22 protein-coding genes are annotated in these 24,741 nt (G+C 30.4%); 10 read left to right on the plus strand and 12 right to left on the minus strand.

The genetic code is table 11. The annotated features are described in order from the left end of the window. Positions 1-35: 35 nt before the first annotated feature. The gene (locus tag WHD08_RS03885) at positions 36-488 is read right to left on the minus strand and encodes a cold-shock protein (RefSeq protein ID WP_166384656.1); all 453 of its coding nucleotides are present in this window, start codon (positions 486-488) and stop codon (positions 36-38) included. 276 nt (positions 489-764) lie between these two features. Between WHD08_RS03885 and WHD08_RS03890 the strand changes: the two genes are divergently transcribed. Further along, complete coding sequence (locus WHD08_RS03890) at positions 765-1,793, plus strand: hypothetical protein (protein ID WP_208889150.1); 1,029 nt, start codon at positions 765-767, stop codon at positions 1,791-1,793. Positions 1,794-1,916: 123 nt separating this feature from the next. After that, positions 1,917-2,351, plus strand: coding sequence for a hypothetical protein (locus WHD08_RS03895; RefSeq protein WP_208889149.1), 435 nt, complete (start codon positions 1,917-1,919; stop codon positions 2,349-2,351). 17 nt (positions 2,352-2,368) lie between these two features. Here the strand turns inward: WHD08_RS03895 and WHD08_RS03900 are convergent, their stop codons facing one another. The 4 genes from WHD08_RS03900 to WHD08_RS03915 form a co-directional block, all read right to left on the minus strand. Next, entirely contained in the window at positions 2,369-2,833 is a 465-nt protein-coding gene (locus tag WHD08_RS03900) for a MaoC family dehydratase (protein ID WP_208889148.1), read from the minus strand. 3 nt (positions 2,834-2,836) lie between these two features. Further along, the gene (locus WHD08_RS03905; protein WP_208889147.1) at positions 2,837-3,460 is read right to left on the minus strand and encodes a trimeric intracellular cation channel family protein; all 624 of its coding nucleotides are present in this window, start codon (positions 3,458-3,460) and stop codon (positions 2,837-2,839) included. 72 nt (positions 3,461-3,532) lie between these two features. Next, positions 3,533-4,654, minus strand: coding sequence for a DEAD/DEAH box helicase (locus WHD08_RS03910; protein WP_165733325.1), 1,122 nt, complete (start codon positions 4,652-4,654; stop codon positions 3,533-3,535). A gap of 140 nt (positions 4,655-4,794) precedes the next feature. Then, positions 4,795-5,190, minus strand: a complete 396-nt coding sequence (locus WHD08_RS03915) for an acyl-CoA thioesterase (protein WP_165733326.1) — start codon at positions 5,188-5,190, stop codon at positions 4,795-4,797. A gap of 105 nt (positions 5,191-5,295) precedes the next feature. Between WHD08_RS03915 and WHD08_RS03920 the strand changes: the two genes are divergently transcribed. After that, entirely contained in the window at positions 5,296-6,636 is a 1,341-nt protein-coding gene (locus WHD08_RS03920; RefSeq protein WP_208889146.1) for an MATE family efflux transporter, read from the plus strand. Positions 6,637-6,804: 168 nt separating this feature from the next. Here the strand turns inward: WHD08_RS03920 and WHD08_RS03925 are convergent, their stop codons facing one another. Beyond that, entirely contained in the window at positions 6,805-7,476 is a 672-nt protein-coding gene (locus WHD08_RS03925) for a DUF2461 domain-containing protein (RefSeq protein ID WP_208889145.1), read from the minus strand. Positions 7,477-7,732: 256 nt separating this feature from the next. Here WHD08_RS03925 and WHD08_RS03930 point away from each other — a divergent pair, with 256 nt between their 5' ends. Further along, positions 7,733-8,545 (plus strand): DUF1853 family protein, encoded by an 813-nt coding sequence (locus tag WHD08_RS03930; protein ID WP_208889144.1) that lies wholly within the window; start codon positions 7,733-7,735, stop codon positions 8,543-8,545. A 1-nt stretch (position 8,546) separates the two neighbouring features. Here the strand turns inward: WHD08_RS03930 and WHD08_RS03935 are convergent, their stop codons facing one another. After that, positions 8,547-9,281, minus strand: coding sequence for a head GIN domain-containing protein (locus WHD08_RS03935; RefSeq protein WP_208889143.1), 735 nt, complete (start codon positions 9,279-9,281; stop codon positions 8,547-8,549). An 88-nt stretch (positions 9,282-9,369) separates the two neighbouring features. Next, on the minus strand, positions 9,370-10,323 hold the full coding sequence (locus WHD08_RS03940; RefSeq protein ID WP_208889142.1) for a hypothetical protein: 954 nt from the start codon (positions 10,321-10,323) through the stop codon (positions 9,370-9,372). Between the two features lie 59 nt (positions 10,324-10,382). Here WHD08_RS03940 and WHD08_RS03945 point away from each other — a divergent pair, with 59 nt between their 5' ends. After that, positions 10,383-11,054 carry a class I SAM-dependent methyltransferase gene (locus tag WHD08_RS03945; protein ID WP_244183254.1) on the plus strand — a complete coding sequence of 224 codons (672 nt, stop codon included), beginning with the start codon at positions 10,383-10,385 and terminating at the stop codon, positions 11,052-11,054. Here the strand turns inward: WHD08_RS03945 and WHD08_RS03950 are convergent. Next, positions 11,044-11,418, minus strand: a complete 375-nt coding sequence (locus tag WHD08_RS03950) for a DUF2200 domain-containing protein (RefSeq protein WP_208889141.1) — start codon at positions 11,416-11,418, stop codon at positions 11,044-11,046. The two genes, WHD08_RS03945 and WHD08_RS03950, sit on opposite strands and share 11 nt — an antisense overlap. A gap of 229 nt (positions 11,419-11,647) precedes the next feature. On the opposite strand from WHD08_RS03950, the gene lon reads away from it, so the two are divergent. The 4 genes from lon to priA all read left to right on the plus strand — a co-directional run bounded on the left by lon (position 11,648) and on the right by priA (position 19,340). Further along, complete coding sequence (gene lon / locus WHD08_RS03955; protein ID WP_208889140.1) at positions 11,648-14,101, plus strand: endopeptidase La; 2,454 nt, start codon at positions 11,648-11,650, stop codon at positions 14,099-14,101. 322 nt (positions 14,102-14,423) lie between these two features. Then, on the plus strand, positions 14,424-15,215 hold the full coding sequence (locus WHD08_RS03960) for a sugar phosphate nucleotidyltransferase (RefSeq protein ID WP_208889139.1): 792 nt from the start codon (positions 14,424-14,426) through the stop codon (positions 15,213-15,215). Between the two features lie 386 nt (positions 15,216-15,601). Further along, on the plus strand, positions 15,602-16,711 hold the full coding sequence (locus tag WHD08_RS03965; RefSeq protein ID WP_208889138.1) for a lycopene cyclase family protein: 1,110 nt from the start codon (positions 15,602-15,604) through the stop codon (positions 16,709-16,711). Positions 16,712-16,895: 184 nt separating this feature from the next. After that, complete coding sequence (priA, locus tag WHD08_RS03970; protein WP_208889137.1) at positions 16,896-19,340, plus strand: replication restart helicase PriA; 2,445 nt, start codon at positions 16,896-16,898, stop codon at positions 19,338-19,340. A gap of 163 nt (positions 19,341-19,503) precedes the next feature. Here the strand turns inward: priA and WHD08_RS03975 are convergent, their stop codons facing one another. Then, entirely contained in the window at positions 19,504-20,679 is a 1,176-nt protein-coding gene (locus WHD08_RS03975; RefSeq protein WP_208889136.1) for a GlmU family protein, read from the minus strand. Positions 20,680-21,180: 501 nt separating this feature from the next. Here WHD08_RS03975 and WHD08_RS03980 point away from each other — a divergent pair. Continuing rightward, positions 21,181-21,729, plus strand: a complete 549-nt coding sequence (locus WHD08_RS03980) for an acyl-CoA thioesterase (protein WP_165733338.1) — start codon at positions 21,181-21,183, stop codon at positions 21,727-21,729. 182 nt (positions 21,730-21,911) lie between these two features. Here WHD08_RS03980 and guaB read toward each other — a convergent pair whose 3' ends face one another. Both guaB and WHD08_RS03990 read right to left on the minus strand, forming a co-directional pair. Continuing rightward, positions 21,912-23,387 (minus strand): IMP dehydrogenase, encoded by a 1,476-nt coding sequence (guaB, locus tag WHD08_RS03985; RefSeq protein ID WP_165733339.1) that lies wholly within the window; start codon positions 23,385-23,387, stop codon positions 21,912-21,914. Between the two features lie 120 nt (positions 23,388-23,507). Then, positions 23,508-24,716: a bifunctional metallophosphatase/5'-nucleotidase gene (locus WHD08_RS03990; RefSeq protein ID WP_244183253.1), complete on the minus strand. Its 1,209-nt coding sequence runs from the start codon at positions 24,714-24,716 to the stop codon at positions 23,508-23,510. Positions 24,717-24,741: the final 25 nt, after the last annotated feature.

The raw sequence follows: 24,741 nt of genomic DNA on the forward strand, positions 1-24,741 counted from the left end.
CAGAAGGATTCATTTTTTATAAAGTTAGTAAAGTATTAAACTTTCTTAACCTTAACTGCATTCATACCACGCATTCCTCTCTCTAATTCGAAAGAAACTTTATCGTTTTCTGCAATTTCATCTATTAAACCACTTACGTGCGTAAAATATTTTTCGTTATTTTCTAAATCGATAATAAAACCAAAACCTTTAGAAGAATCAAAGAAAGAAACTTTTCCTTTTCTTACAGGATCTTCTTCTGGTAAATCTTCTTTTTTGGTTACAGAAATCTGAATGTCTTCCAATTCATATTCTACTTTCAATTCTGGATCTGGTGGAGTATCTGTTAAGTTTCCATTATGATCCACGTAAGCAAATTGGATACCTGTTGATCCATTTTCATCTTTGTCCGCTTTTCTAGCGTCCATTTTCTTTTGCTTATCTAAACGTTTTTTTAAACGTTTTTTTTCTTTTTCACTTTTACTAAAGGTTTGCTGCGATTTTGCCATTAAAAATATAAGAGTTTTTTAAATTAATATTTCTGAAAAGATAAAATACCTAACTGGAAATTCGAAATCAAACTAACGCTAACTAGTGTATTTAGAGGAGTGTATTTTTTCTTATGTCTGCAAAGATACGATAAATTTAAAAGTTTTCAAAATAGTTATAGGTTTATGACCATTTATTTTATTAATCCTTAAAATATTATAAAAAAATGCATTTTTAAAAAACCAACTGTAAAACTATTACGTATATATTTTTGATAACTAAAAAAACATTAAATTATGAAGACAATTAAAATTTTTACATTAGTATGTGCAACAGCCCTAGGTTTAACATCTTGCTCTGATAGCGAGAATAATATAACAGCTCAAGTGCAAACTAAATTATTATTTACATCTAACAATTCTGACGGGAATGTAAATATTTACAACGTAAACAGTACAGACAATGTAACCAAATCTACTTTAACAACTTCTACCAGTGCCGCAGATGGTATCTATTATAGCAGTGAAGACGACTTAGTAATACAAGCTTCTAGAAGTACTTTGGGATTAGAAGGTTATACAGACGTATCATTAGCAACCTCTGTTATTTCTGCAAATGTAACCGCTAGTGTTGTTGGTAGTCTAGATATGCAAAGTCCTAGAGAATTGGCTGTAAACGGTGACTTCTATGTAGTTGCAGATAATGCTGATGCAGATGGAAATGCAGCAACAAATGATGGTAAATTGTTTATCTACACTAAAAGTGGAAATCAATTTAATTTAAGAAATACGATTACAACAAATATTAAGCTTTGGGGAATTACCTTTATTGGTAACGATTTGTACGTTATTGCAGACACAACAAATGAATTAGCAGTTTATTCTAATTTTTTAAACAACACGTCTACTACCACATTAGATGCTACAAAACAAATAGCAATTGAAGGAATTGTAAGAACACATGGTTTAACTTATGATATGGCTACCGATACAATGATTTTAACAGATATCGGAGAAGCGTCTAACGGACAAGATGATGGTGGTTTCCAGGTAATAGAAAACTTTACAAGTAAATTTAGTGCAACTGCTAATGGTAATACTTTAGCCTTAACAGAACAAACAAGAGTTGAAGGGTCTAATACTTTAATGGGTAACCCAGTAGATGTTGCTTATGATGGTGATACTAAAACTGTTTTTATTGCGGAAGCAGGAAATGGTGGTGGAAGAATTTTAGCCTATAATAACATTTCTAATGGAGGAAACTTAACTCCTGTCTACAATTCAAGTTTAACATCAGCTTCTGCTGTTTATTTACATAAAGAGTAATATTTTTTATATTATTCTCTTATTCTAAAACCTTTCATTAATTTGAAAGGTTTTTTTATGCAACAAAAAAATACAAGTTTATTTTTTTGTACATTTAAGAAATTGTTTCCTTAAAATAAACTTATGACCAACAACCAAAACAAACCGAGTACTGCATTTTGGATTATAGCCACTATTGGATTTATTTGGAATGCTATGGGGGTAGATGGCTATTTAAATCAGGCCTACCAAACAGAACGTTTTAAATTAATGTACACAGAAGCACAACTAGCGTTTATCTACAATACACCTTCTTGGGTTATGGCTGCTTTTGCAGTTGCAGTATTCTCATCTGTATTGGGTTGTATTTTATTATTCTTTAGAAAAAAAATAGCCAAAACATTTTTCCTAATTGGTTTAATCGCCGTTTTAATACAAACAACATATAATGGGTTTATCAATCCTGGAAAAGAATTGTATGGAGCTATGGAATATTCAATGCTAATAATAATTCCACTTTTTGCTATATTTCTTTTTTGGTTTTCAAAAAAATGTGCGGACGACGGAATTCTAACTTAAGAGGCTTTATTTTCTTTTTATTCAAAAAAAGCGGCAAGAAATTCCGCAACACAAACAGGTTTATCTTCACCTTTAATTTCTATGGTACAAGAAAATGTAACTTTAATTCCGTTGTTACTCATTTCTTCAATATCTTTTACTACAGTAAGCATTCTTAGTTCACTATTTACAGGAACAGGATTTGGAAAACGGACTTTATTCAATCCGTAATTTAAACCCATTTTTATACTTTTTATAGAAAAGGAATCTTCTAATAATTTAGAAATCATGGCTACAGACATAAAACCATGTGCAATGGTAGATTTAAAAGGACTTTCTTTGGCGGCCCTTTTTTCATCAACATGAATCCATTGTTTGTCTAAAGTAGCGTTTGCAAAATCATCAATCATTTGCTGCGTAATGGTATACCAATCTCCAACAGGCAATTGTTTTCCTCTAATCTTTTTAAAATCTTCGAAATTTGTAAATTCTAATGATTTCATCTCTTACTTTTTTGTAAATAGATCATCTTTAATCTTAGGTAATTCTAACTCAAACCTTACAGAAACTACTCTAATTACGACTATAACTATGGTTGAAACTACAAAAAGAACAGCCTGAGGAGCGCTAAACTCATTTAAAACTAGATAAGTAATACCGCCTGCTAAACAAGCAGAAGCATAGATTTCTTTTTCAAAAATTAGTGGTATTTTATTAGTTAATACATCACGTAAAACACCTCCAAAAACAGCAGAAATCATCCCCATTATTAAGGCAACAATTGGGTGTAAATTAAAAGCCAAGCCTTTCTCTAAACCTAATAAGGTAAACACGCTAATACCAATTGTATCAAATAAAAACATGGTTTTACTTAAGTAGGCTATTTTACTTTTAAAAAGAAAAGTAAAAAAAACAGCAGCAAAAATGGTGTATAAATAATTTAAATCTCCAATCCAATTTATAGGATGTGCATTTATTAAAACATCACGTAGCATTCCACCACCTACAGCCGTTACAAAAGCAATAATTAATACTCCAAATAAATCAAACTTTTTATCCGAAGCCACTAAAGCACCACTGGTTGCAAAAGCAAAAGTTCCTAAAATATCTAAAACATAAATGAGTTCCATTTATATCAACTTTACAATGATTAGTATTAAAACCGAAGTTTTTCTACTAAAAAAGCTTCGGTTTAGATAATATTATACGGTTACTTCAGAAAACTTAATATTTAATTCTTTCTGAATTTCATGAATTCTCACGATTTCTGAAGGTAAAATAAAAGCAATTGAAACTCCTGTTTTTCCTGCTCTTGCAGTTCTTCCACTTCTGTGGGTGTAGTATTCTAATTGTTCTGGTAATTGATGGTGAATTACAAACTCTAAACCACTTACATCAATTCCACGTGCAGAAACATCTGTAGAAACTAAATATTGTAAATTCTCTTTCTTAAAAGCACGCATTACTTTATCGCGTTCTTTCTGTTGCATATCTCCTTCTAAAGCTGCTGTAGAAAAACCTTCTTCAATTAAAAAGGCTGCTAAATTCTGCGCACCTGCTTTTGTTCTACAAAAGATGATTCCTCTTTGGTCTTGTCTCTTTTCTAAGAAAGTTACAATATCTGCCGCTTTCTCTTTTAAAGTAGTTTTAGCAAAATGATGACGAATATTTGCATTTACCAAAGAACTTCTGTTAATCTCTACTCTTGGCGCATTAGAATCCATATAGGTTTTTACAATCCTTTTGATTTCCTCTGGCATTGTTGCAGAAAACAACCAAGTTTTACGGTCTCCTTCGGTTGTAAACTTTAAGATTCTATTTAAATCTTGTTTAAACCCCATGCTTAACATTTCATCAGCTTCATCTAAAACAACTGTTTTTACATGGCTGATATCAATGTTTCCTCTTTCTATTAAATCGATTAATCTACCAGGAGTTGCTACCACAATGTGTGTAGTTCTCTTTAGATTATTCATTTGTCTGTCAATTTTTTCTCCACCAAAAACAGCTTCTACAAATATTTTCTCTTCACTAAACTTCGTGAATTTAAATAATTGCTTTTTTATTTGCTGTACCAACTCTCTGGTTGGCGATAAAATTAACGCTTGTATATTATCTGAACTTGCATCTATATGATGAAGAATAGGCAAACCAAAAGCAGCCGTTTTACCTGTACCCGTTTGTGCTAAACCAATAAAATCTGTAGGCGAATCCAATAAAATAGGAATCGCTTTCTCTTGAATTTCTGAAGGCGTAGAAATCCCTAATTCTTTAATTGCTTGTATATAATCTTTGGTAATTCCTAAGGAAGAAAAAGTTGACATTTTGTATCTTAATTTTGTGCAAAGATACTTTATAGACACTAATTACACGAATTTGCGTGAATTAAAAAAAGTATATAATTAATATCGTTAAAATTTTAAAATAAGAAAGAAAAATTAGATAATTAAAAGGTAGGTAAAAATCACTTAGGCGGTTGTAATACTTTTAAAACATTCTCTCTTATTCTTGCAGGTTTAAAGGTTTTAGAATCTAACATTGCCCAAATTGTTTTGGCTTTTACCAATAGCACTTTCTCTTTATAAAACTCCATAAAACGGACAGAAGTAATCCCTCTTGTTTCTCCTACCCAAGTTTTTACAGTAATAACATCTCCTAAACTAGCTTGTTTTAAATAATCTATTTCATGTCTCATTACCACCCAAACATACTGTGGTAGCGGGTATTCTTTGGTTAAATGACTCCAATGAGTAGTTGCTATTTTATCCATCCATTTTACATAGACCAAATTATTAACATGATCTAAATTGTCTATATCTTCAGATGAAACTGTAATAGTTAATGTAAAAACGTTATCCACTTTTATCAATTTTAGCAAACATAAAAATTTTAAGATATATATAACAATTATTGAAGCTTAGATTTAGTCAAAACTTGCTCTTTATATCGATATTTGCAGAATATTATGACAGAATTAGCAAACAACCTAGGAACACAAAAAATTAGTACCTTATTAATAAAACAAGCAGCTCCAGCGACCATAGGGATTCTTGTGATGTCTTTAAATATGATTGTCGATACTATTTTTGTGGGACAATGGATTGGAGTTTTAGCAATTGCCGCAATTACAGTAGTACTACCAATTGTTTTTCTAATATCTTCTATTGGTATGGGAATAGGTATTGGAGGTAGTTCTATAATCTCTAGAGCATTGGGCGCAGGAAATTCTGAAAAAGCATTTTTAACTTTTGGAAATCAGGTTGCGCTAACTGTTATTTTAGCGATTATTTTTGTAATTATCGGAAACTTTTTTAGTGTACCTATCCTAAATTTATTTGGTGCCAAAGGCGATATTTTACCCATTGCATCTGAATATTTTAAAGTTGTAATCTATGGAGTTCCGTTTTTAGCCTTTGCTATGATGGGGAACCCAACGATTAGAGCTGAAGGAAAACCAAAATTTGCGATGTATGCAATGATGGTTCCAGCCGTTTTAAACATTGTTTTAGACATTATCTTTATCAAATTTTTTAATTGGGGAATGTGGGGAGCAGGTTTAGCAACTACCATTTCTTTTATGAGTTCTGGTTCGTACATTTTATATTTCTTTTTATCTTCTAAGAGTGAATTAAAAATTATTCCTAAAAACTTTAAATTAGATGGTAAAATTGTTAGAGAAATTATAGAGTTAGGAGGCGTTTCTATTGTAAGACAAGGTGCTATTAGTATCTTAATGATTGTATTAAATTACTCTCTTTTTAAATATGGTGGAGAAATATCTATTGCTATTTACGGAATTATTAACCGAGTGATGATGTTTTCTCTTTCTCCGGTAATGGGAGTCTCCCAAGGTTTTTTACCTGTAGCAGGTTATAATATTGGAGCAAATAAAAATGATAGAGTAAAAGAAACTATCAAAAAAGCGCTTTTATATGGATCTGTTTTAGGAACTCTTATTTTTATAGCAATCTTATTTTTTAAGGAAGAAGTAATTGGAATTTTTACAACTGATACAACTTTGTTAACTGAAACTCCAAATGCAATGTTAATTGTCTTTTTAGCAACTCCAGTAATTACCATGCAATTAATTGGTTCAGCATATTTTCAAGCTGCAGGAAAAGCATTACCTGCTTTGTTTTTAACTCTTTTAAAACAAGGAATTTTCTTAATTCCGTTAGCCTATTTATTACCGAAGTACTACGGAATTAGTGGTATTTGGTGGTCTTTTCCTATAGCAGATGTTTTATCGACCGTAATTACAGTTATAGTTTTAAAACGTGAGGTTGATAAGAATTTGAAGCATTAAAATCCCCATGTCATTCAGAATGATGCAGGAAGAGGAATCTACATTTTAGAAGCTTTGAGATTTCTCAATCGCCGAAAAAGGCTCATTTCGAAATGACAATCGTTCTTGAAACCTTAAATCTTAAACAAAAATAAAAACTCTGCGAAACAACTCGCCCAAAATCAACTCTTAAATAATACTCTCCCCATTTAAATTTGTCGTTAAAACATCACTAAACAAATTAAAAAACGGTCGTAAAGCTTTAAAACTTTTATCTACTTCTTCTAAAAAGTTGGGTGCTAAAACTTCTGCGTCTGTAAAATCTCTAGTAGCAACAAATCCTTTTTTACGCAATAAGTCGATATCTTTATGCTCTTTATCAAAACCTCTTGGAGCAGATTTTAATTCGTCTCCGCCAAATTTTCCTTCAAAGTACTTTACAAAAGTTTCATCTTCTAAAATTTCTCTAAATTCAGTAGCATCTTGCTCAATTTCTTTTCTTAATCGGTATAAATCGTCTTTTTCTGGTTGCCAAAATCCACCACCTAATAAAGTTTCACCTGGTTTAATTTGTAAATAATACCCACCACGCAATTGTTTTCCTAATCTAGAAAACGAAACAGCAAATCTTGGATTATAAGGTGTTTTATCTTTAGAAAAACGAACATCCCTATAAATTCGATAAATTTTCATTTTATCAATTTCATCATGCTTTTCTAATTGCATTTGCATTTCTAAAAATAATTCTTTTAGATTTTTTTGATGCTTTACAAAAGTAGGTTTATGCTCTGTAAACCATTCTCTATTGTTGTTATTTTGTAAATCTTTTAAAAATTGAAAGCTCGATTTTTCGAATTGCATTTTGATAAAAATTTTAGAGGTTAAACTTACGAAGTTTTTAGATATTATTGATGCGGATTTCACGAAGATTCACAGAAACGTTTTTTTAACAAAGTCACAAAGACGCAAAGATTGAATGCTTTTAAATTTAGGCAAGAAAATTGTCTTATAATAAGCTTAGAAATTACAACAATGATAAAATCGCTTTTTATTTGTGTCCTTTGCGAAAAAACTTTGTGAACTTAGCGTTTAATTAATTTAAATTTGTGTCTCATATATGCATCAAAAAACTAAAGACATTCAGAAAAGGTATGAGGGATTTTTGCAAACAGATTGTTTGTGGAATGACAATGCTGTTTATGACTTACATCAATTTGAAATTGAATCGAAATCAACAAAAATTGATATAGACATCAATGAAAAACTACGCTTAGGGAAATATATAGAACGTTTTGTTTCTTATCAATTTGCACAAGAAAAATCGATTTCTATTATTTGTGAGAATATTCAAATTCAGAAAGAAAAAATTACTTTAGGTGAGTTAGATTGCATCTTGTTAAGGAATGAGCAACCGATTCATTTAGAAGTGATTTATAAATTTTATTTATATGATCCTTCAATAGGAAAAACAGAAGTAGAACATTTTATTGGTCCGAATAGAAAAGATTCTTTAGTTGAGAAATTAGATAAATTAAAGGACAAACAACTGCCTCTTCTCTACTCTAATGAATGTGTTTCTTATTTAAAAACTATCAATTTACAAGCTTCAGAAATTGAACAGCAAGTTTATTTTAAAGGACAATTATTTATTCCTTTCTCTAATATAAGTCTTCAGTTATCAACCTTGAATCCAAATTGTATTTCTGGGTTTTACATCAATAAAAAAGAATTAGAACAATTTAAAGATTGTAAGTTTTTTATCCCAAACAAAAAAGATTGGATAACTATTCCTCATAAAAATGTATCCTGGTTAAATTTTGAAGATTTTAGCCTTGTTGCGGAGGAATATTTGCAAAGAAAATTCTCACCACTTTGCTGGTTGAAAAAACAAAATGGTGAGATTATAAAGATATTTTTTGTTTGGTGGTAACTTAATTTTTATCTACCACATCACCAGAACCAACCGATTTACTATTAACATTAGAAGGATTTCCTTTATAATAAACACTACCAGAACCTACTAATTTTGCTTTAATCTTAGATTTTACAGTTGTTTTTACACCTCCAGAACCCGCTATATTTACATATATTTCATTGGTTTCTAAACCGTAAGAATTAATACTTCCAGAACCCGCAATAGAACAATTGAATTCCTTAGATTCCCCTTCTAAATTAATATTACCAGAACCTCCTATAGAAGCTTTTATAGCGTCTGCATCTACTTTTAATGTAATGTTTCCTGAACCACCTAAATTCACATTAAAATCGTTTGCTTTTATTAAACTTTCGCTTAAAATATTTCCAGAACCGCCCAAAGCAATACTTTCTATATCCTCATAAGGCACTGTAACTGTTAGTTTTTTAGTAGTGCTAATATTTGTGTTGTTCTTAAATTTCACTTTTAAAAGACCGTTAGAAACTTCAGTTTCTATAAAAGGAAGTATGTTTTCTTCTCCTTCTAAAGTTATTTTACCTTCTTTTCCTTTTACAAGAATTACATCAAAAGATCCACCTATTGAAACTCCTTCATAACCCGAAGTAGATCTTGTTACAGTTACCACATTTCCATCTCCTTTTATTTTTTTACTATTCCCAAACCAACTTTGGGAATTTACAGCAAAAGTAATGGTTAAAATTAAGCTCGTTAAAAGTACTTTTTTGTTCATAATAGCTATTTTTATTGGGTTTTCTCTAATTGTTTATTCTATAATTATAATTTACATTTTGTAATTATAATTATAGATTCTAAAAAAATCATGCATCTAAAGTATGTAAAATCTCTTTTAATTCACTGTAATTCTTAACTTTTTGTAAACTCCAACTTAAATTATAGGTGATTTTTTCTCCGATTGACAACTTTCTTTCAGGACTTAAACATTCTAATTCTGTAAATAAATGATTCCCAAAAATGGTTACAGAAGTTCCGTTATCTGGATACGTATCTTTCTCATCAAAAGTAAATTGCTCTACAAACAACGTGTAGTTTAAATAACCTGCAACCCATTTTCTAGCATCTAATCCTATCTTTTGAGGAAATTCATCGGAAGACTTTAAGGATAAAATAGTGTTTTTTACAGATGCATTTTCTTCGGCATAATTTTTTGCATCTGGCCATTTAGAAATCGTAAATCCATTTTCAAAAATGCTGTTTTCTGCAATGGATGAAAAGCTAACATTAGGTGTTTTAATTTTTGATAAACTCCAAATTGTTAAAGGTATTGTTTCTAAAACAGTATTTTTTGCAACTTGAATTTTCACCAATTCTTGTTGAATATCAACTTCTGCCCCATATTCAGAAATTGTAATGGTTCTTTTTATTTGAATCCCTAATAAGTCGCTAATCGGACTTTCTAAAACGATTCCGTTTGATAAAAACGCAACAGAATAACAACTAGCGTTTATATAAGGATCTGGAATGTGTCTAGAATCTGTAATTAAATGATGATATTCTTCTGAACAAGGTAAAACTCTATTTCCGCCAACATTTGGTGCTTGTTTTTCTGAATTTGAAGTAAAATACTCTCCTACTTTAAATTCGACTCCTTCTAATGCTTCATTTTCATAAAATAGATTTTCACCACTTAAAAATCCGAAGAAAATTATTCTTCCCGTTTCCGGAATTACAATCAATTTAATTTCTAAATTTGAAATTTCAACAGCATTTTTCCAACTATTATAAGTAATTGTTTTAATCTGTATTGCTGACATCTATTTTATTTTAATACAAAAATGACGAAAAAAACTGAAGTATTTAAATATTAATCCATTTGAAAAACACGAATATCAAAAAGAATAAAAAACCTTGGCCCACAAAAGATGCTATGGATCAGGTTTATAAAATGAATCTTTGGGGAAGTAACAATACTGAGTTTTATTCTGGTTCTGGATCTCATCAACCAGAAATAATTGAACCTTATATAGAAACTATTAGCACTTTTTTAAGTTCTTTTAAAACCCCTATTACGGTTTTAGATTTGGGCTGTGGAGATTTTAATATTGGTAAAAACTTTGTGAATTTTACACAAAAATATACCGCTGTGGATATTGTATCAGAATTGATAAAACACAATACAAAGCATTTTAAGGCAGAAAATTTAAACTTCGAATGTTTAGACATTTCCACGGATACTTTACCAAAAGCAGATTGTATTATTTTACGACAAGTTTTGCAACATTTATCGAATGCAGAAGTACAAAGTGTTGTAGATAAATTATCTAATTACAAATATGTTATTCTTACCGAACATCTGCCGTCTGAAGATTTTATTCCTAATAAGGATATTATTTCTGGACAAGGAATCCGAATTAAAAAGAAAAGCGGAATTAAACTTTTAGAGCCTCCTTTCAATATGAATTTTAAAGAAGAAAAAGAATTATTGTCATATATCTTAGAAGACGGAAAAGGCAAAATTGTGACTACACTTTATACTATTTTTTAGGCGCTTGCCTTAGTATCTTTTCCATCTTTTTTCCTTTAGCTAACTCATCAACTAATTTATCTAAATAACGAACTTGCTGTGTTAATGAATTCTCTATTTCCTCTACTCTATACCCACAAATTACGCCCTTTATCAAATGTACATTTGGATGTAATGTTGCATTTTTAAAAAAAGTTTCAAAAGTAACCTGCTTATCGATAAGTTCATTTATTTTACTTTCATTATACCCCGTTAACCATTCAATTACTTCTAATAGTTCAGCTTTACTTCTCCCCTTTTTTTCGACTTTTGTAACATAATGTTGATACACAGAGAAAAACTTCATATTTGCAATACGCTCATCATGATGACTTGTATCTTTCATAATTGAAAATTAATTATTTTATTGAATCAAATTTACTAAAATTATAATAAGTTAAATACTTTAAAAGGAATCTAAACTATTTTAACCTTGGCACAACAATTGTTTTTATATATTAGACATTAAGAAAATAGAACTCTATTTTATTGATTACTAGTAAACTAAAAATAACGAATTGATATTGATTTTATACTTTTTAAGAATCAATGTCAGTATGACAGAGATATAACACATGAGCAAACCAAAAATAATGCATTTAGACAATATGTCGCTACAAAATATGTTGAATGAAGATTCTGAATTAATTCCGTTAATGACCCCAGAAGATGAGGAAATTATTAATAAGGAAAGTGTTCCAGAAGTTTTATCCATTTTACCATTAAGAAACACCGTATTGTTTCCGGGAGTTGTAATTCCTATTACAGCCGGTAGAGATGCTTCTATTCAATTAATAAAAGATGCAAACAAAGGCGATAAAGTAATTGGAGTTGTTGCACAAAGAAATGAAGACGAAGAAGAACCAACTTTAAAAGACATACACACAACAGGTGTTGTTGCACAGATTTTACGTGTTTTAAAAATGCCTGATGGTAATACAACCGTTATCATTCAAGGTAAAAAACGTTTCGAAATTGATGCAATTATTCAAGACAAACCGTATTTAAAAGCAACGGTAAGAGAAGCGCTAGAAGACAGGAGCGTTGATGATGAAAAAGAATTTGAAGCAATTATAGAGTCTATTAAAGAACAAGCTTTAGAAGTAATTAAGGAAAACCCTATGTTACCTAGTGAAGCTTCTTTTGCAATTAAAAACATAAAATCAGATTCGTTTTTGGTGAATTTCATTTCATCTAATATGGATTTATCTGTAGCTCAGAAACAAGTAATTTTAGAAAAAGATAATCTAAAAGAACGTGCTTTATTAGCGTTAAAAAACCTAAACAAAGAGCTTCAGAAATTAAAATTACGTAATGATATTCAGTCTAAAACTCGCGAAGATTTAGACCAACAACAACGTGAATATTATTTAAATCAGCAATTAAAAACCATTCAGGATGAACTTGGAGGTGTTTCTAATGACGAAGAGTTAGAGGAAATGCGTAAGCAGGCTAAAACTAAAAAATGGAGTAAAGAAGTTGGTGAAACGTTTGAAAAAGAAATCAATCGTTTAAAAAGAATGAACCCACAAGCTGCTGAATATGGTGTTCAGAGAAGCTATTTAGAATTGTTACTAGAATTACCTTGGGGAATTTACTCGAAAGATAAATTCGACTTAAAATTTGCTACCAAAGTTTTAGATAGAGATCATTTTGGTTTAGAAGAAGTAAAAGATAGAATTATAGAACACTTAGCCGTTTTAAAGTTAAGGGGTGATATGAAATCGCCAATTATCTGTTTATACGGACCTCCGGGAGTTGGTAAAACTTCTTTAGGGAAATCTGTCGCAGAAGCATTAGGACGTAAATACATACGTATGTCTTTAGGTGGTTTGCGTGATGAAGCAGAAATTAGAGGACATAGAAAAACCTATATTGGTGCTATGCCTGGGCGTTTAATTCAGAACTTAAAAAAAGCTGGAACTTCGAATCCTGTTTTTGTTTTAGATGAAATTGATAAACTAAGTAATAGTCATCAAGGAGATCCTTCTTCTGCAATGTTAGAAGTTTTAGATCCGGAACAAAACGAATCTTTTTACGATAATTATTTAGAAGTTGGTTACGATTTATCTAAAATACTTTTTATTGCTACTGCGAACAACTTAGGCCAAATTCCTTGGGCTTTACGTGATAGAATGGAAATTATAAACGTTACTGGATATACTATTGAAGAGAAAATAGAAATTGCTAAAAGACATTTATTACCAAAACAATTAAAAGAGCATGGTTTAACAACTGCACATTTAAAGTTAGGTAAAAAACAATTAGAGCAAATTGTAGAGGGGTATACAAGAGAATCTGGAGTACGTGGTTTAGAAAAGAAAATTGCAAAAGTGGTTCGTTTCGCAGCAAAATCTATCGCTTTAGAAGAAGAGTATGACATTGCAATTTCTTCAGAAAAAATAGAAAAAATCTTAGGAACTCCAAGGTTTAGAGATAAATTCGAGAATAATGAAGTTGCTGGTGTTGTTACAGGTTTAGCTTGGACAAGTGTTGGTGGAGATATTTTATTTATTGAATCTATTTTATCTAAAGGAAAAGGAAACCTTTCTATTACTGGTAATTTAGGGAATGTGATGAAAGAATCTGCAACTATTGCTTTACAATACATAAAATCAAATGCAGAAGAATTAGGTATTAAGCAAGAAATTCTAGAAAAATACAATGTACACATTCACGTACCAGAAGGCGCAACGCCAAAAGACGGACCAAGTGCAGGTATTACCATGTTAACTTCTTTAGTTTCTTCTTTTACACAACGTAAAATTAAAAACAAATTAGCCATGACAGGTGAGATTACTTTACGTGGAAAAGTGTTACCAGTTGGCGGAATTAAAGAAAAAATATTAGCTGCTAAAAGAGCCAATATTAAAGAAATTATTTTGTGTAAAGAAAACGAAAAAGATATTTTAGAAATAAAAGAAAGCTACTTAAAAGGGATGACTTTCCATTATGTTTCTGAAATGAAAGAAGTAATAGAAATTGCACTTACAAAGCAAAAAGTAAAGAATGCTAAGAAATTAGTATAGTTACATATTTAGTTTAAACAAACCTCTATTTCACTGATAACCAATCGGTAATTAGAGGTTTTTTTATGTCTTTTTGTAAACACTTTTGATAGCTAATAAATTGTTAAATATAAATAGCACATTCCACCTTAGCATAGTAAATTTGCAAAAAATGGATTTTAAGGAACTCTTTTTACAAGTCAATTATTACATTAATAGATTTTATAAACGTTCTTTAAATTATCCACAAATAACATATTAAAAACATTCAATTTAGTAAACATAAAAGCTCTTAAAATTGCTTTTATGTTTTTTTTTGATAGTGCCCCCAAATTAATATTACATGACAATTATTTCAGAAAAACATACAAATAACAATAGAATTACTACTGCATTATTATTGGCTGCCGGAACCGGAAGTCGTCTTTTTCCAATAACAAAAGATGCTCCTAAATGCTTAACTTTAGTCAGTGAAAAATCTATGTTAGAGCGTCTTGTAACTAATTTAACAGCACAAGGCTTTACACGTCTTATCATTGTAACAGGTTACAAACAAGAGTGTATTGTAGACTTTTTAGGCAATGAAAAAGAAGGAATAAGTATCGAGTATGTACACAGTCCGTTATACAAAACCACCAATAACATTTATTCTCTTTGGATGGCAAGAAATAGTATAAAAGAACCTTTTGTACTTATAGAAAGCGACTTGGTTTTAGAAACCTCTTTACTAAGCAATATGGTATACCCAGATAGAATGGCAGTGGCAAAAATGCAACCTTGGCTTAACGGAACTACCGTAACTATTAACGCTCAAAATAAAGTGATGCAGTTTCAACCAGGTACTACAGAAACTTATCCTGAAACACGCTATAAAACCGTAAATATCTATAGTTTCTCTTTAGAGTCTTGGCAAAAAATTACTAAAAGACTAAATCAATATATTGAAGAAGGAAGCGTAAATTCTTATTACGAAACTGTATTTTCTGATTTAGTAGATAAGCAAGAACTGCATTTCGAAGCAATTTCTTTCGATAAAAAACCTTGGTACGAAGTAGATAACATTCAAGATTTAGCAGAAGCAGAAAAATTATTTCCAGCAGTCAAGGAAGAAGAAATTGAATATGCCTTATATTAAACATTCTTTTTAGAAGCTATTTCCTGCTTGAAGTTTATCTTGAGCCAAGTCGAAGGACACTCGATTTTTATTCTGAAAAAGAATAAAAAGAGCTCAAATAATTGCTTCAATCAGGGTTAAACTTGTTTGGTGGCTAAAGTAAAACCATAGGCTTTTTTTATAATTTATAGCTCACTATTAAGTAGAAAAAACCACTTTTTTAAAGGGTTCAAAAAACTAATTTTATAAAAAAACCTCCACTGCTCCAATCGTAACAAAACTATTATCACATTAAGAACAAGTAAACTAGCAGCTAATAAATCACAAGTTTTAAAACTCTTATTTTAGCTATTTTTACTTTTATTATCATTAAAATAGAATTAATTTACACCAATATTTTAAAGTCTATGAATAATTTTGATATTGTTATTGTTGGTGGTGGTACTGCAGGTTTAATACTTGCAAGAGAACTAGGTAGTTTTAAACAAAAAACACTTATTTTAGATAGAAAGGATAATTTATTAGAGTTTTCTTTTAACACACTTGGTAGTTTTATAAATTTAGAAGATTTCAATCTATCAAAAAAAGTTATTGCACAAGAAATAGATACACTCGTTTTTCAATCTAAAAGAGTAAAAAGAGAAATAGGAAACCTAAATATGTACGTTTTAGACAAAAAGAAACTACATGAAGAACTTATCAATTCTCTAGACCAAAACTACGTAACCATAAAAACGGAAGTTCATATAAAAGATGTTTTAAAAGATGAAGCTGGTCTTTTTACTGGCGTTACTGATAAAAACGAAAACAACTATTTTGGAAAAATTATTGTTGATGCATCTGGTACCAATGGAGTTATTAGTAAAAAAATAGGCTTAAGAGAAAAAAAAGGGCAACTAGCAACTGGTGTTGAGTATAATGTGGAATATTTAGGCGAACCAAACAAAATGTATCTTTTAAGTGGTAAAGATTATCAAGGTGGTTATGGGTGGATTTTTCCTTTAAAAAATAAAAGAGCAATCATAGGATTTGGTACTTTTAACGAAGCCATTATTAAAAATTTAAAACCTAGATTAAATGAGGTTTTAAAACTACCATTAATTAAAAAATTAGTTAAAAAAGATAATGATAAGGTAGAAGGTGGTAGCGTACCAATTACTCCCGTCTTAGAAAAATTTGTAATTAATAACTTAGTTTGTGTTGGAGATTGTGTTTCTCAGGTAAACCCTATTGTTGGAGAAGGTTACAAGTTTATTTTTGAAGCTGCTATAATGGCTAGCAAGGCTATAGATAAGTCTTTAAAAGAAGAAAATATTGATTTTTTAAGCGAATATGAAACTGAATGGAAAAATAGGTTTTCAGCAAATTATAAGCGTTCAAAAAATGCACAAGAAAAAATATTTAAGTACTCTAATAATGATGTTGTAATGGATATAGCATTACTTTCAATGAGACTGCGTTCTAATGATAGAATTATCAAATCTGTATCAGGAGAATATGGACTTGAAAAGAGTTAATTTTTTCAAAGAAAGATAAAAAGTAATTATAGCCCATAAAAACACAGCAATCTCTCTTAGAAAAAACACTATTATATTTTTAATTTTATGTAATTTTGAATTTATTGTCACTTTTAAATCTTAATAGGATAGAAAAAAACATTTTTCTTATCATTAAAACGACAAGCACTTAAAAATTAAATTTTTGCTACATTTTATAGACGTCATACTACCCATTCCTATCCAGAAAACTTTTACGTATTCTGTTACAGAAGAAGAAGCTAACTTTCTAAAAAAAGGAATGCGTGTTGCTGTTTCTTTTGGTAAATCTAAGATGTATTCTGCCTTGGTTTTAAACATCCATCAAACAAAACCAGTTTTGTACGAAGCCAAAGATATTCATCAGATTTTAGATGAAGTTCCATTGGTAAATGAATTACAACTAAAACATTGGCAATGGATTTCTAATTATTACATGTGTTCTTTAGGTGATGTCTATAGAGCTGCTTTGCCTTCTGCTTTTTTGTTAGAAAGTGAAACCATTATCAATAAAAATGAAGATTTTTCTGATGATGCTATTTTAGCCGATGATGAGTTTTTAATTTTTGAAGCTTTACAACATCAATCTCAATTAACCATTCATCAAGTAATTGCTATTTTAGGAAAGCAAAAAGTAATGCCTATTATAAACTCTTTAATCAAAAAAGAGGCAATTATAATTAAGGAAGAAATTTACGAACAATACAAACCAAAACTAGTAAAGTACGTTCGTTTACACTCCGATTATTCTTCGGATGATTCTTTAGGAAAACTATTAGAAGAATTATCTAGAGCAAAAAAACAACGTGAAGCGGTTTTAGGATTTTTTCAATTATCAACTTCTAAAAAACCTATAAAAGCAAAAGATCTAGAGGAAAAAGCAAGTGTTTCTGCTTCCATTTTAAAATCTTTAGTTGATAAAAATATCTTTGAATTTTACCACATTCAAACAGATAGAATTGAGTTTAATGGAGATACAAATGATTTAAAAGTACTGAATGAATTTCAAGAAAAAGCACTTACAGAAATCAAAGAAACCTTTAAAGAAAAAGACGTTACACTTTTACACGGAATTACAAGTTCTGGAAAAACGGAGGTCTATACAAAGTTAATTCAGGAAGTATTAGACCAAGGGAAACAAGTAGTATTCTTATTACCCGAAATTGCATTAACCACACAAATAATTACACGTTTACAGTTTTATTTTGGAGAACAAATTTCTGTTTTTCACTCTAAATATTCTATGAATGAACGTGTAGAAGTTTGGAATAATGTTTTAGAAAACAAACCAAAAGCTCGTATTATTTTGGGTGCTCGTTCTTCAATATTTTTACCTTTTTCTAACTTAGGTTTAATTGTGGTTGATGAAGAACACGAAACTTCTTACAAACAATTTGAACCTTCTCCAAGGTATAATGCACGAGATTGCGCTATTGTTTTAGCGAAACTTCATAATGCTAAAATCTTATTGGGTTCTGCTACTCCATCCTTAGAAACTTATTTTAATGCACAACAAAATAAATATGGTTTTGTAGCATTAAATCGTCGTCATGGAAATGTGCAACTGCCAAAAATTGAATTGATAGACGTAAAGGAAAAGCAGCGAAAAAAGGAAATGAAAGGTCATTTTTCTGATAGATTGCTAAAACTGATTCAGGAAGCTTTAGACTTAAAAGAGCAAGTAATCTTGTTTCAAAATAGACGCGGATTTTCACCAGTTGTAGAATGTAATACTTGTGGAGTATCACCAGAATGCCCAAATTGTGATGTCAGTTTAACCTATCATAAATTTAGGAACGAATTACGTTGCCATTATTGCAACTATCAAAGAGCCATGCCAAATAGTTGTGGAGCTTGTGGAAGCAATACTTTAGACAATAAAGGTTTTGGTACCGAACAAATTGAACTAGAACTGACAACTTTATTTCCCGATTTTAAAATCGGAAGAATGGATTTAGACACCACTCGAGGAAAATATGGGTATCAAAAAATAATTGGAGCTTTTGAAGCGAAGGAGATAGATGTTTTAGTAGGAACACAAATGCTTTCTAAAGGGTTAGATTTTGAAAATGTAACTTTAGTTGGAATCATAAATGCCGATTCTATGCTCAATTTTCCAGATTTTAGAGCACATGAACGTGCTTATGACATGATGGTACAAGTTTCTGGAAGAGCAGGAAGAAGCAAAAAACAAGGAAATGTAGCCATTCAAACCTACAATCCGCATCATCAAATATTACAACAAGTTTCTACTACAAATTATGCAGAAATGTATAAAGAACAATTGCAAGAACGTTGGCAATATAAATATCCACCTTATTACAGGTTGATAAAAATCACCTTAAAACACAAAGATTATAACAAAGTTGATAGTGGTGTAAATTGGCTTTTTAAAGCTTTATCCAGTTCTTTTGGCGAGCATGTTTTAGGTCCAACAGCACCAGCCGTTTCTAGAGTTCGAAATCAATATATTAAGAACATTGTCATTAAAATTCCACCAAAACAGAATTTAGCACAAACAAAAAAACAGCTACAAAAGATTAAAGACACTTTTGAAGCTGTTAAAGATTTTAGACCAATCCGATTTATAACGGATGTGGATGCGTATTAAATTAGTGCGCAGTATTCAGTCTCAGTTTACAGTTGCAATTTCTAGTTAGAAAATAACTAGCCTTCGCTAGCGCGAGCATACCGCTCGTGAAGGCAAACAAGCAATAAGTATAATTTTTCAATATAAACGAACTACATACTGTTACTGAAAACTGTAACCTTTTTTAATAATTTCTATATTGTTTCGTTTCATCAAAAACGTGTTCTAGAATTCTTTTATCAATTTCTTCAAAAACCAAATCTTTACGTTTCATAACAACTTCTGCTACTTCAAAAACTTTATCAGTTTTATATTCTGTAAATCCAGAAGCTCCTCCCCAACTAAAAGACGGAATAAAATTCCTTGGAAATCCGCTTCCAAAAATATTGGCACTTACACCAACTACGGTACCTGTATTAAACATTGTGTTGATTCCGCATTTAGAATGATCTCCCATCATTAAACCACAAAATTGTAAGCCTGTTTTTGCAAAACGACCTGTCTCATAATTCCATAATTTAACTTGGGCATAATTATTTTTAAGGTTAGAGTTATTTGTATCTGCACCTAAATTACACCATTCTCCTATTACAGAATTCCCTAAATAACCATCGTGACCTTTGCTTGAATATGCAAATAAAACAGCGTTACTGATTTCTCCTCCTACTTTACAATAAGGACCTAAAGTAGTAGCTCCAAATATTTTTGTTCCTAATTTTACAACAGCATTTTCACACATTGCAAAAGGACCTCTAATTGCAGAATTTTCCATTATAACAGCATCTTTACCAATATAAATTGGTCCTGTAGATGCGTTTAAAGTTGCAAAAGTAATTTCTGCGCCTTCTTCTATAAAAATATTTTCTTTATTCAAATACCTTGTTCCTTCTGGTATTGGTTCAGACTCTCTTCCTTCTGTAATTAAATCGAAATCTTGCTGAATAGCTATGTCATTTAAAGAAAAAATATCCCAAGTGTTTTTAACTTGTATCAAATCTTCATCAAATTCAATTTGAGTGTACTCATCAAAATTCACTTCTTCTTGTGAATCTGAAGTATAAAAAGCAATGACATCATCACCTTTAAAAATAGCTTCATTTTTTGATAAATTCTTTACTTTTTCAATCAAGTTTTCAGTCGGACAAAAAGAAGCATTGATTAATATGTTCTCTTCCATTTCTACCATCGGATATTTTTCTTCTAAATATTCCTGTGTAATAGTCGTGGTCGTTAAACCTAAATATTTCTCCCACTTTTCTCGAATGGTTAATATTCCTATTCTAATGTCTGCAACTGGTTTTGTATATGTAAAGGGTAATAGAGCGTTTCTAACATCTCCATCAAATAGAATATAATTCATTTTTTCTTTTTAAAAGTGCCACAAATTTACTTTAAAATGAGCATAAAAAATACCAATTCTATTAATTACAATTCGTTTTTATCAAGTCTTAAATAAAACAGCACTTTTTTTATACTATTCTAAAACATTAATTCTTCTGACATTAACATATCATAAAATTTAGGTGCTGCTTTCTAATAAAAATCTATAAATTATAGTGTATTCTAACTTCAAAATCAGTCTTGTCAGCATTATTTATTATAAATTACAATAATATGTGTTTCAAAAGTTCTTTTAAATTAGAACGACACCACAAGTAATCATATAATTTTATACATTTAAAATAAATAATCCATAATAATTATTTAATTTCACTAAGAAATACCTAATAATATATAATAAGTACTCTTTTTTATTTAATAGCGTAAATAAAATGATAATTTCGCTTTTTTATAAATAAAATGGGTAACAATAATATTTAAGTTATAAAAATCCTATTACTGATAAGCATAAAACTAAATTATGATTAAACAATTTAAACATATTAAGGAATCACAAGTAAAAATTATGGAGTTGATGAAACCATCGAACTCTAATTTTAGCGGTAAAATTCATGGAGGTTATATTTTAAATTTGATGGATCAAATTGCATTTGCTTGTGCTTCTAAGCATTCTGGAAATTATTGTGTTACGGCTTCTGTAAATAAGGTTGATTTTTTAAATCCTATTGAAGTTGGCGAATTAGTAACCATGAAAGCTTCTATTAATTTTACAGGTAGAACCTCTATGGTAGTTGGTTTACGTGTAGATTCTGAAAACATTAGAACTGGAGAAACAAAACATTGTAACTCTTCTTATTTTACAATGGTTGCAAAAGATGATGATGGAAAAAGTACGCCTGTTCCTGGTATTATCTTAACAACTAAAGACGAAGTTAGACGTTTTGCAAGAAGTATTACAAGACAAAGTGAAGGAAGAAATAGAACTTCTCGTTTTCATAGTAAAGTTTTTAAAGTTGATGAATATATTCACTTACTAGAAGAAAGCAATGCTAAAATTGACTTAAAATAAGATTTATAAAAGGAAATAAGACCGCTGCGCTAAAAGATACAAGAAACAAGACCTTTCCAAATACCTAGGTTTAAGCGTTAAGAAAACTATATAAAGCGTTTATAGTACTTTTTTATTACAAAAATAAAAAAAACCGAGTAAAATTAATTTTACTCGGTTTTTTTATATCTTAAAAAGTCTAATTATCTTCTACTGTAATTAGGAGATTCTTTAGTAATTGCTACATCATGCGGATGACTTTCATTAATTCCACTTGCTGTAATTCTTACAAATCTACCAGTTTCTTTTAATGTTTCTACATCTTTTGCTCCACAATATCCCATTCCAGCTCGTAAACCTCCAATAAATTGGTGGATACTTTCTGCAAGTTCTCCTTTATAAGGAACACGACCTACAATACCTTCTGGTACTAATTTTTTAATATCATCTTCTACATCTTGAAAGTATCTATCTTTAGAACCTTGTTTCATAGCTTCTACAGATCCCATACCTCTATAAGATTTAAATTTTCTCCCTTCGTAAATAATAGTTTCTCCTGGCGATTCTTTTGTACCTGCTAAAAGAGAACCTAACATTACAGAATCTGCTCCAGCTGCAATTGCTTTAGGAATATCTCCTGTATAACGGATTCCTCCATCTGCAATTACTGGAACCCCACTACCTTTAATAGCGGCTGCAACTTCTAAAACTGCAGAAAATTGAGGAAAACCAACTCCTGCAACTACTCTTGTAGTACAAATAGAACCTGGACCAATACCTACTTTTACAGCATCTGCACCTGCTTCTACCAAATATTTAGCAGCAGCTCCTGTAGCTATATTTCCAACAACTACATCTAATTCAGGAAACTTTGCTTTTACAGCTTTTAAAACTGCAACTACTCCTTTAGTATGTCCGTGAGCTGTATCTATAATTACAGCGTCTACACCAGCATTTACTAATGCTTCTGCTCTATCTACTGCATCTCCTGTAACTCCTAATGCAGCCGCAACTCTTAATCTACCAAAAGAATCTTTATTAGCAATTGGTTTCTGAGTTACTTTGGTGATATCTCTAAAAGTAATTAATCCTTTTAATTTATAATTTTCATCAACAATTAAAAGTTTTTCTATTTTATAATTCTGAAGAATTTTTTCGGCATCACTTAAAGAAGTTCCAACATCTGCAGTTACTAGATTTTCGCTAGTCATTACTTCTACAATTGGTCTTTGGCTATCATGCTCAAAACGTAAATCTCTATTAGTAACAATTCCTTTTAAGATGCCATTGTCATCAACAATAGGAATTCCTCCAATACCGTGTTCTTTCATGTTTGCTTTTGCTTCAGCAACCACAGCCGTTAAAGGCAAAGTAACAGGGTCTAAAATCATTCCGCTTTCGGCACGTTTTACTTTTCTAACTTCTTTAGCTTGCTGTTCTATAGACATGTTTTTATGTAAAACACCAATACCGCCTTCTCTTGCAATGGCAATTGCCAATGCAGATTCTGTAACAGTATCCATTGCAGCAGATGCAATAGGAACGTTTATAGTAATATTTCTTGTAAATTTTGTTTGAATACTTACTTCTCTTGGAAGTACATCGGAAAAGGCTGGGACTAAAAGAACGTCGTCATATGTTAATCCTTCTCCTAAAATTTTGTTGTCGTGTGCTGTCATGTTGCAATTAAGGTATAATTGCGTGCAAATTTACAAATTATATATGAATTTTAACGTTAAATGAATGTTAGATTTTATTAGAACTAAGCTTTTTTTTTAAACTCCCCTCTGAAATTCAGCTTACAAAGATTCTAAATAGGCAACTACTGCTTTTCTAATATCATAAGAAACTTCTGATTCTTTAGGTACATAAACAGAAAGCACTTCTTTATTATCGTTCGATAAAAAAGGAATGTCTAATCCTTTTAATAAATAATCAGAAAAAGCTACGGTATATGTTTTATCTATATTTAATTCTTGCTTTTTAACAAGCCACTTCTCCCCTTCTTTTTCGGCATTAAATCGTTGCAAATAAGCACCTGTGCCGGATGCTTTTAAACCATAATCTAAAACACCTTTTAATAAACTTCCTTTAATTTCCACCTTTAAAACGGCTCCTCCATAAGGCAATACTCTAAAGATATCTACAGGTGTTATGTTTCCAGATAATTGATCATCAATTCTTACAGAACCACCATTTACCAACGCACAATCTACCTCATCATTAAAAGAAAATGACATGGCTTTTGTAATGATTTCTCCTAAATTGGTTTGTACACCTCTAATTTTCGAATCTCTTCCGTCTAATGGCGTTTTTGCTTCAAAAATTATTTCTTCTGGGTTAGTTATCACTTCTTTTATTTTTGAATTTAAAATGGCTTGCCATTTATTTACAATCGTTGCAACTTTTTCATCAGCTTTAATTGTTGAGTTTATTTCTTTTAATTCTGATGTTACAACAGTTTTCTTTGTTTTTTTATCATAAGAAATTCTATGAACATACACCGTTTTTGCATTTGCATCTGCTTTAGAAATTTGAACATCATCTACAAAATCATTGCTATTTGCATGCTCATGTCCGCCCATAATTAAAGGCAAACCTGGAATTATCTTTGCAATTCTTTTATCACTTTCTAAATCTAAATGAGTTAACCCAAAAACTACATCTACCGAATCTTTTATAGCGGCATAAGAAGCTCTTGCTTTTACAAATACACTTCCATATTCTACAAAATCTTTAGGGTTAGACGGAATACAAACACTTATAAAACCCACTTTTATTTTTGTACCATCCTCATCTACAAGTACTTTTATAAACGTTTCACCTACATGTTCTTTATGTCCGTTAACTTCTTTATAAAAAGGAATTGCTGCTTCTTTGGTTTTTAGTTTTACGTTGGCAGAAATCCAAGGGAAATTACTTTCATTTAATCTTTTTTGAAGATCTTTTAGCGGAATATCAAACTCATGATTACCAAATGCCACTAAATCGAAATTCATAGTATTCATTACCTCTACCATTTGTTTTCCTCGT

The sequence above is a fragment of the Polaribacter sejongensis genome (assembly GCF_038024065.1).
Classification (GTDB): domain Bacteria; phylum Bacteroidota; class Bacteroidia; order Flavobacteriales; family Flavobacteriaceae; genus Polaribacter; species Polaribacter sejongensis.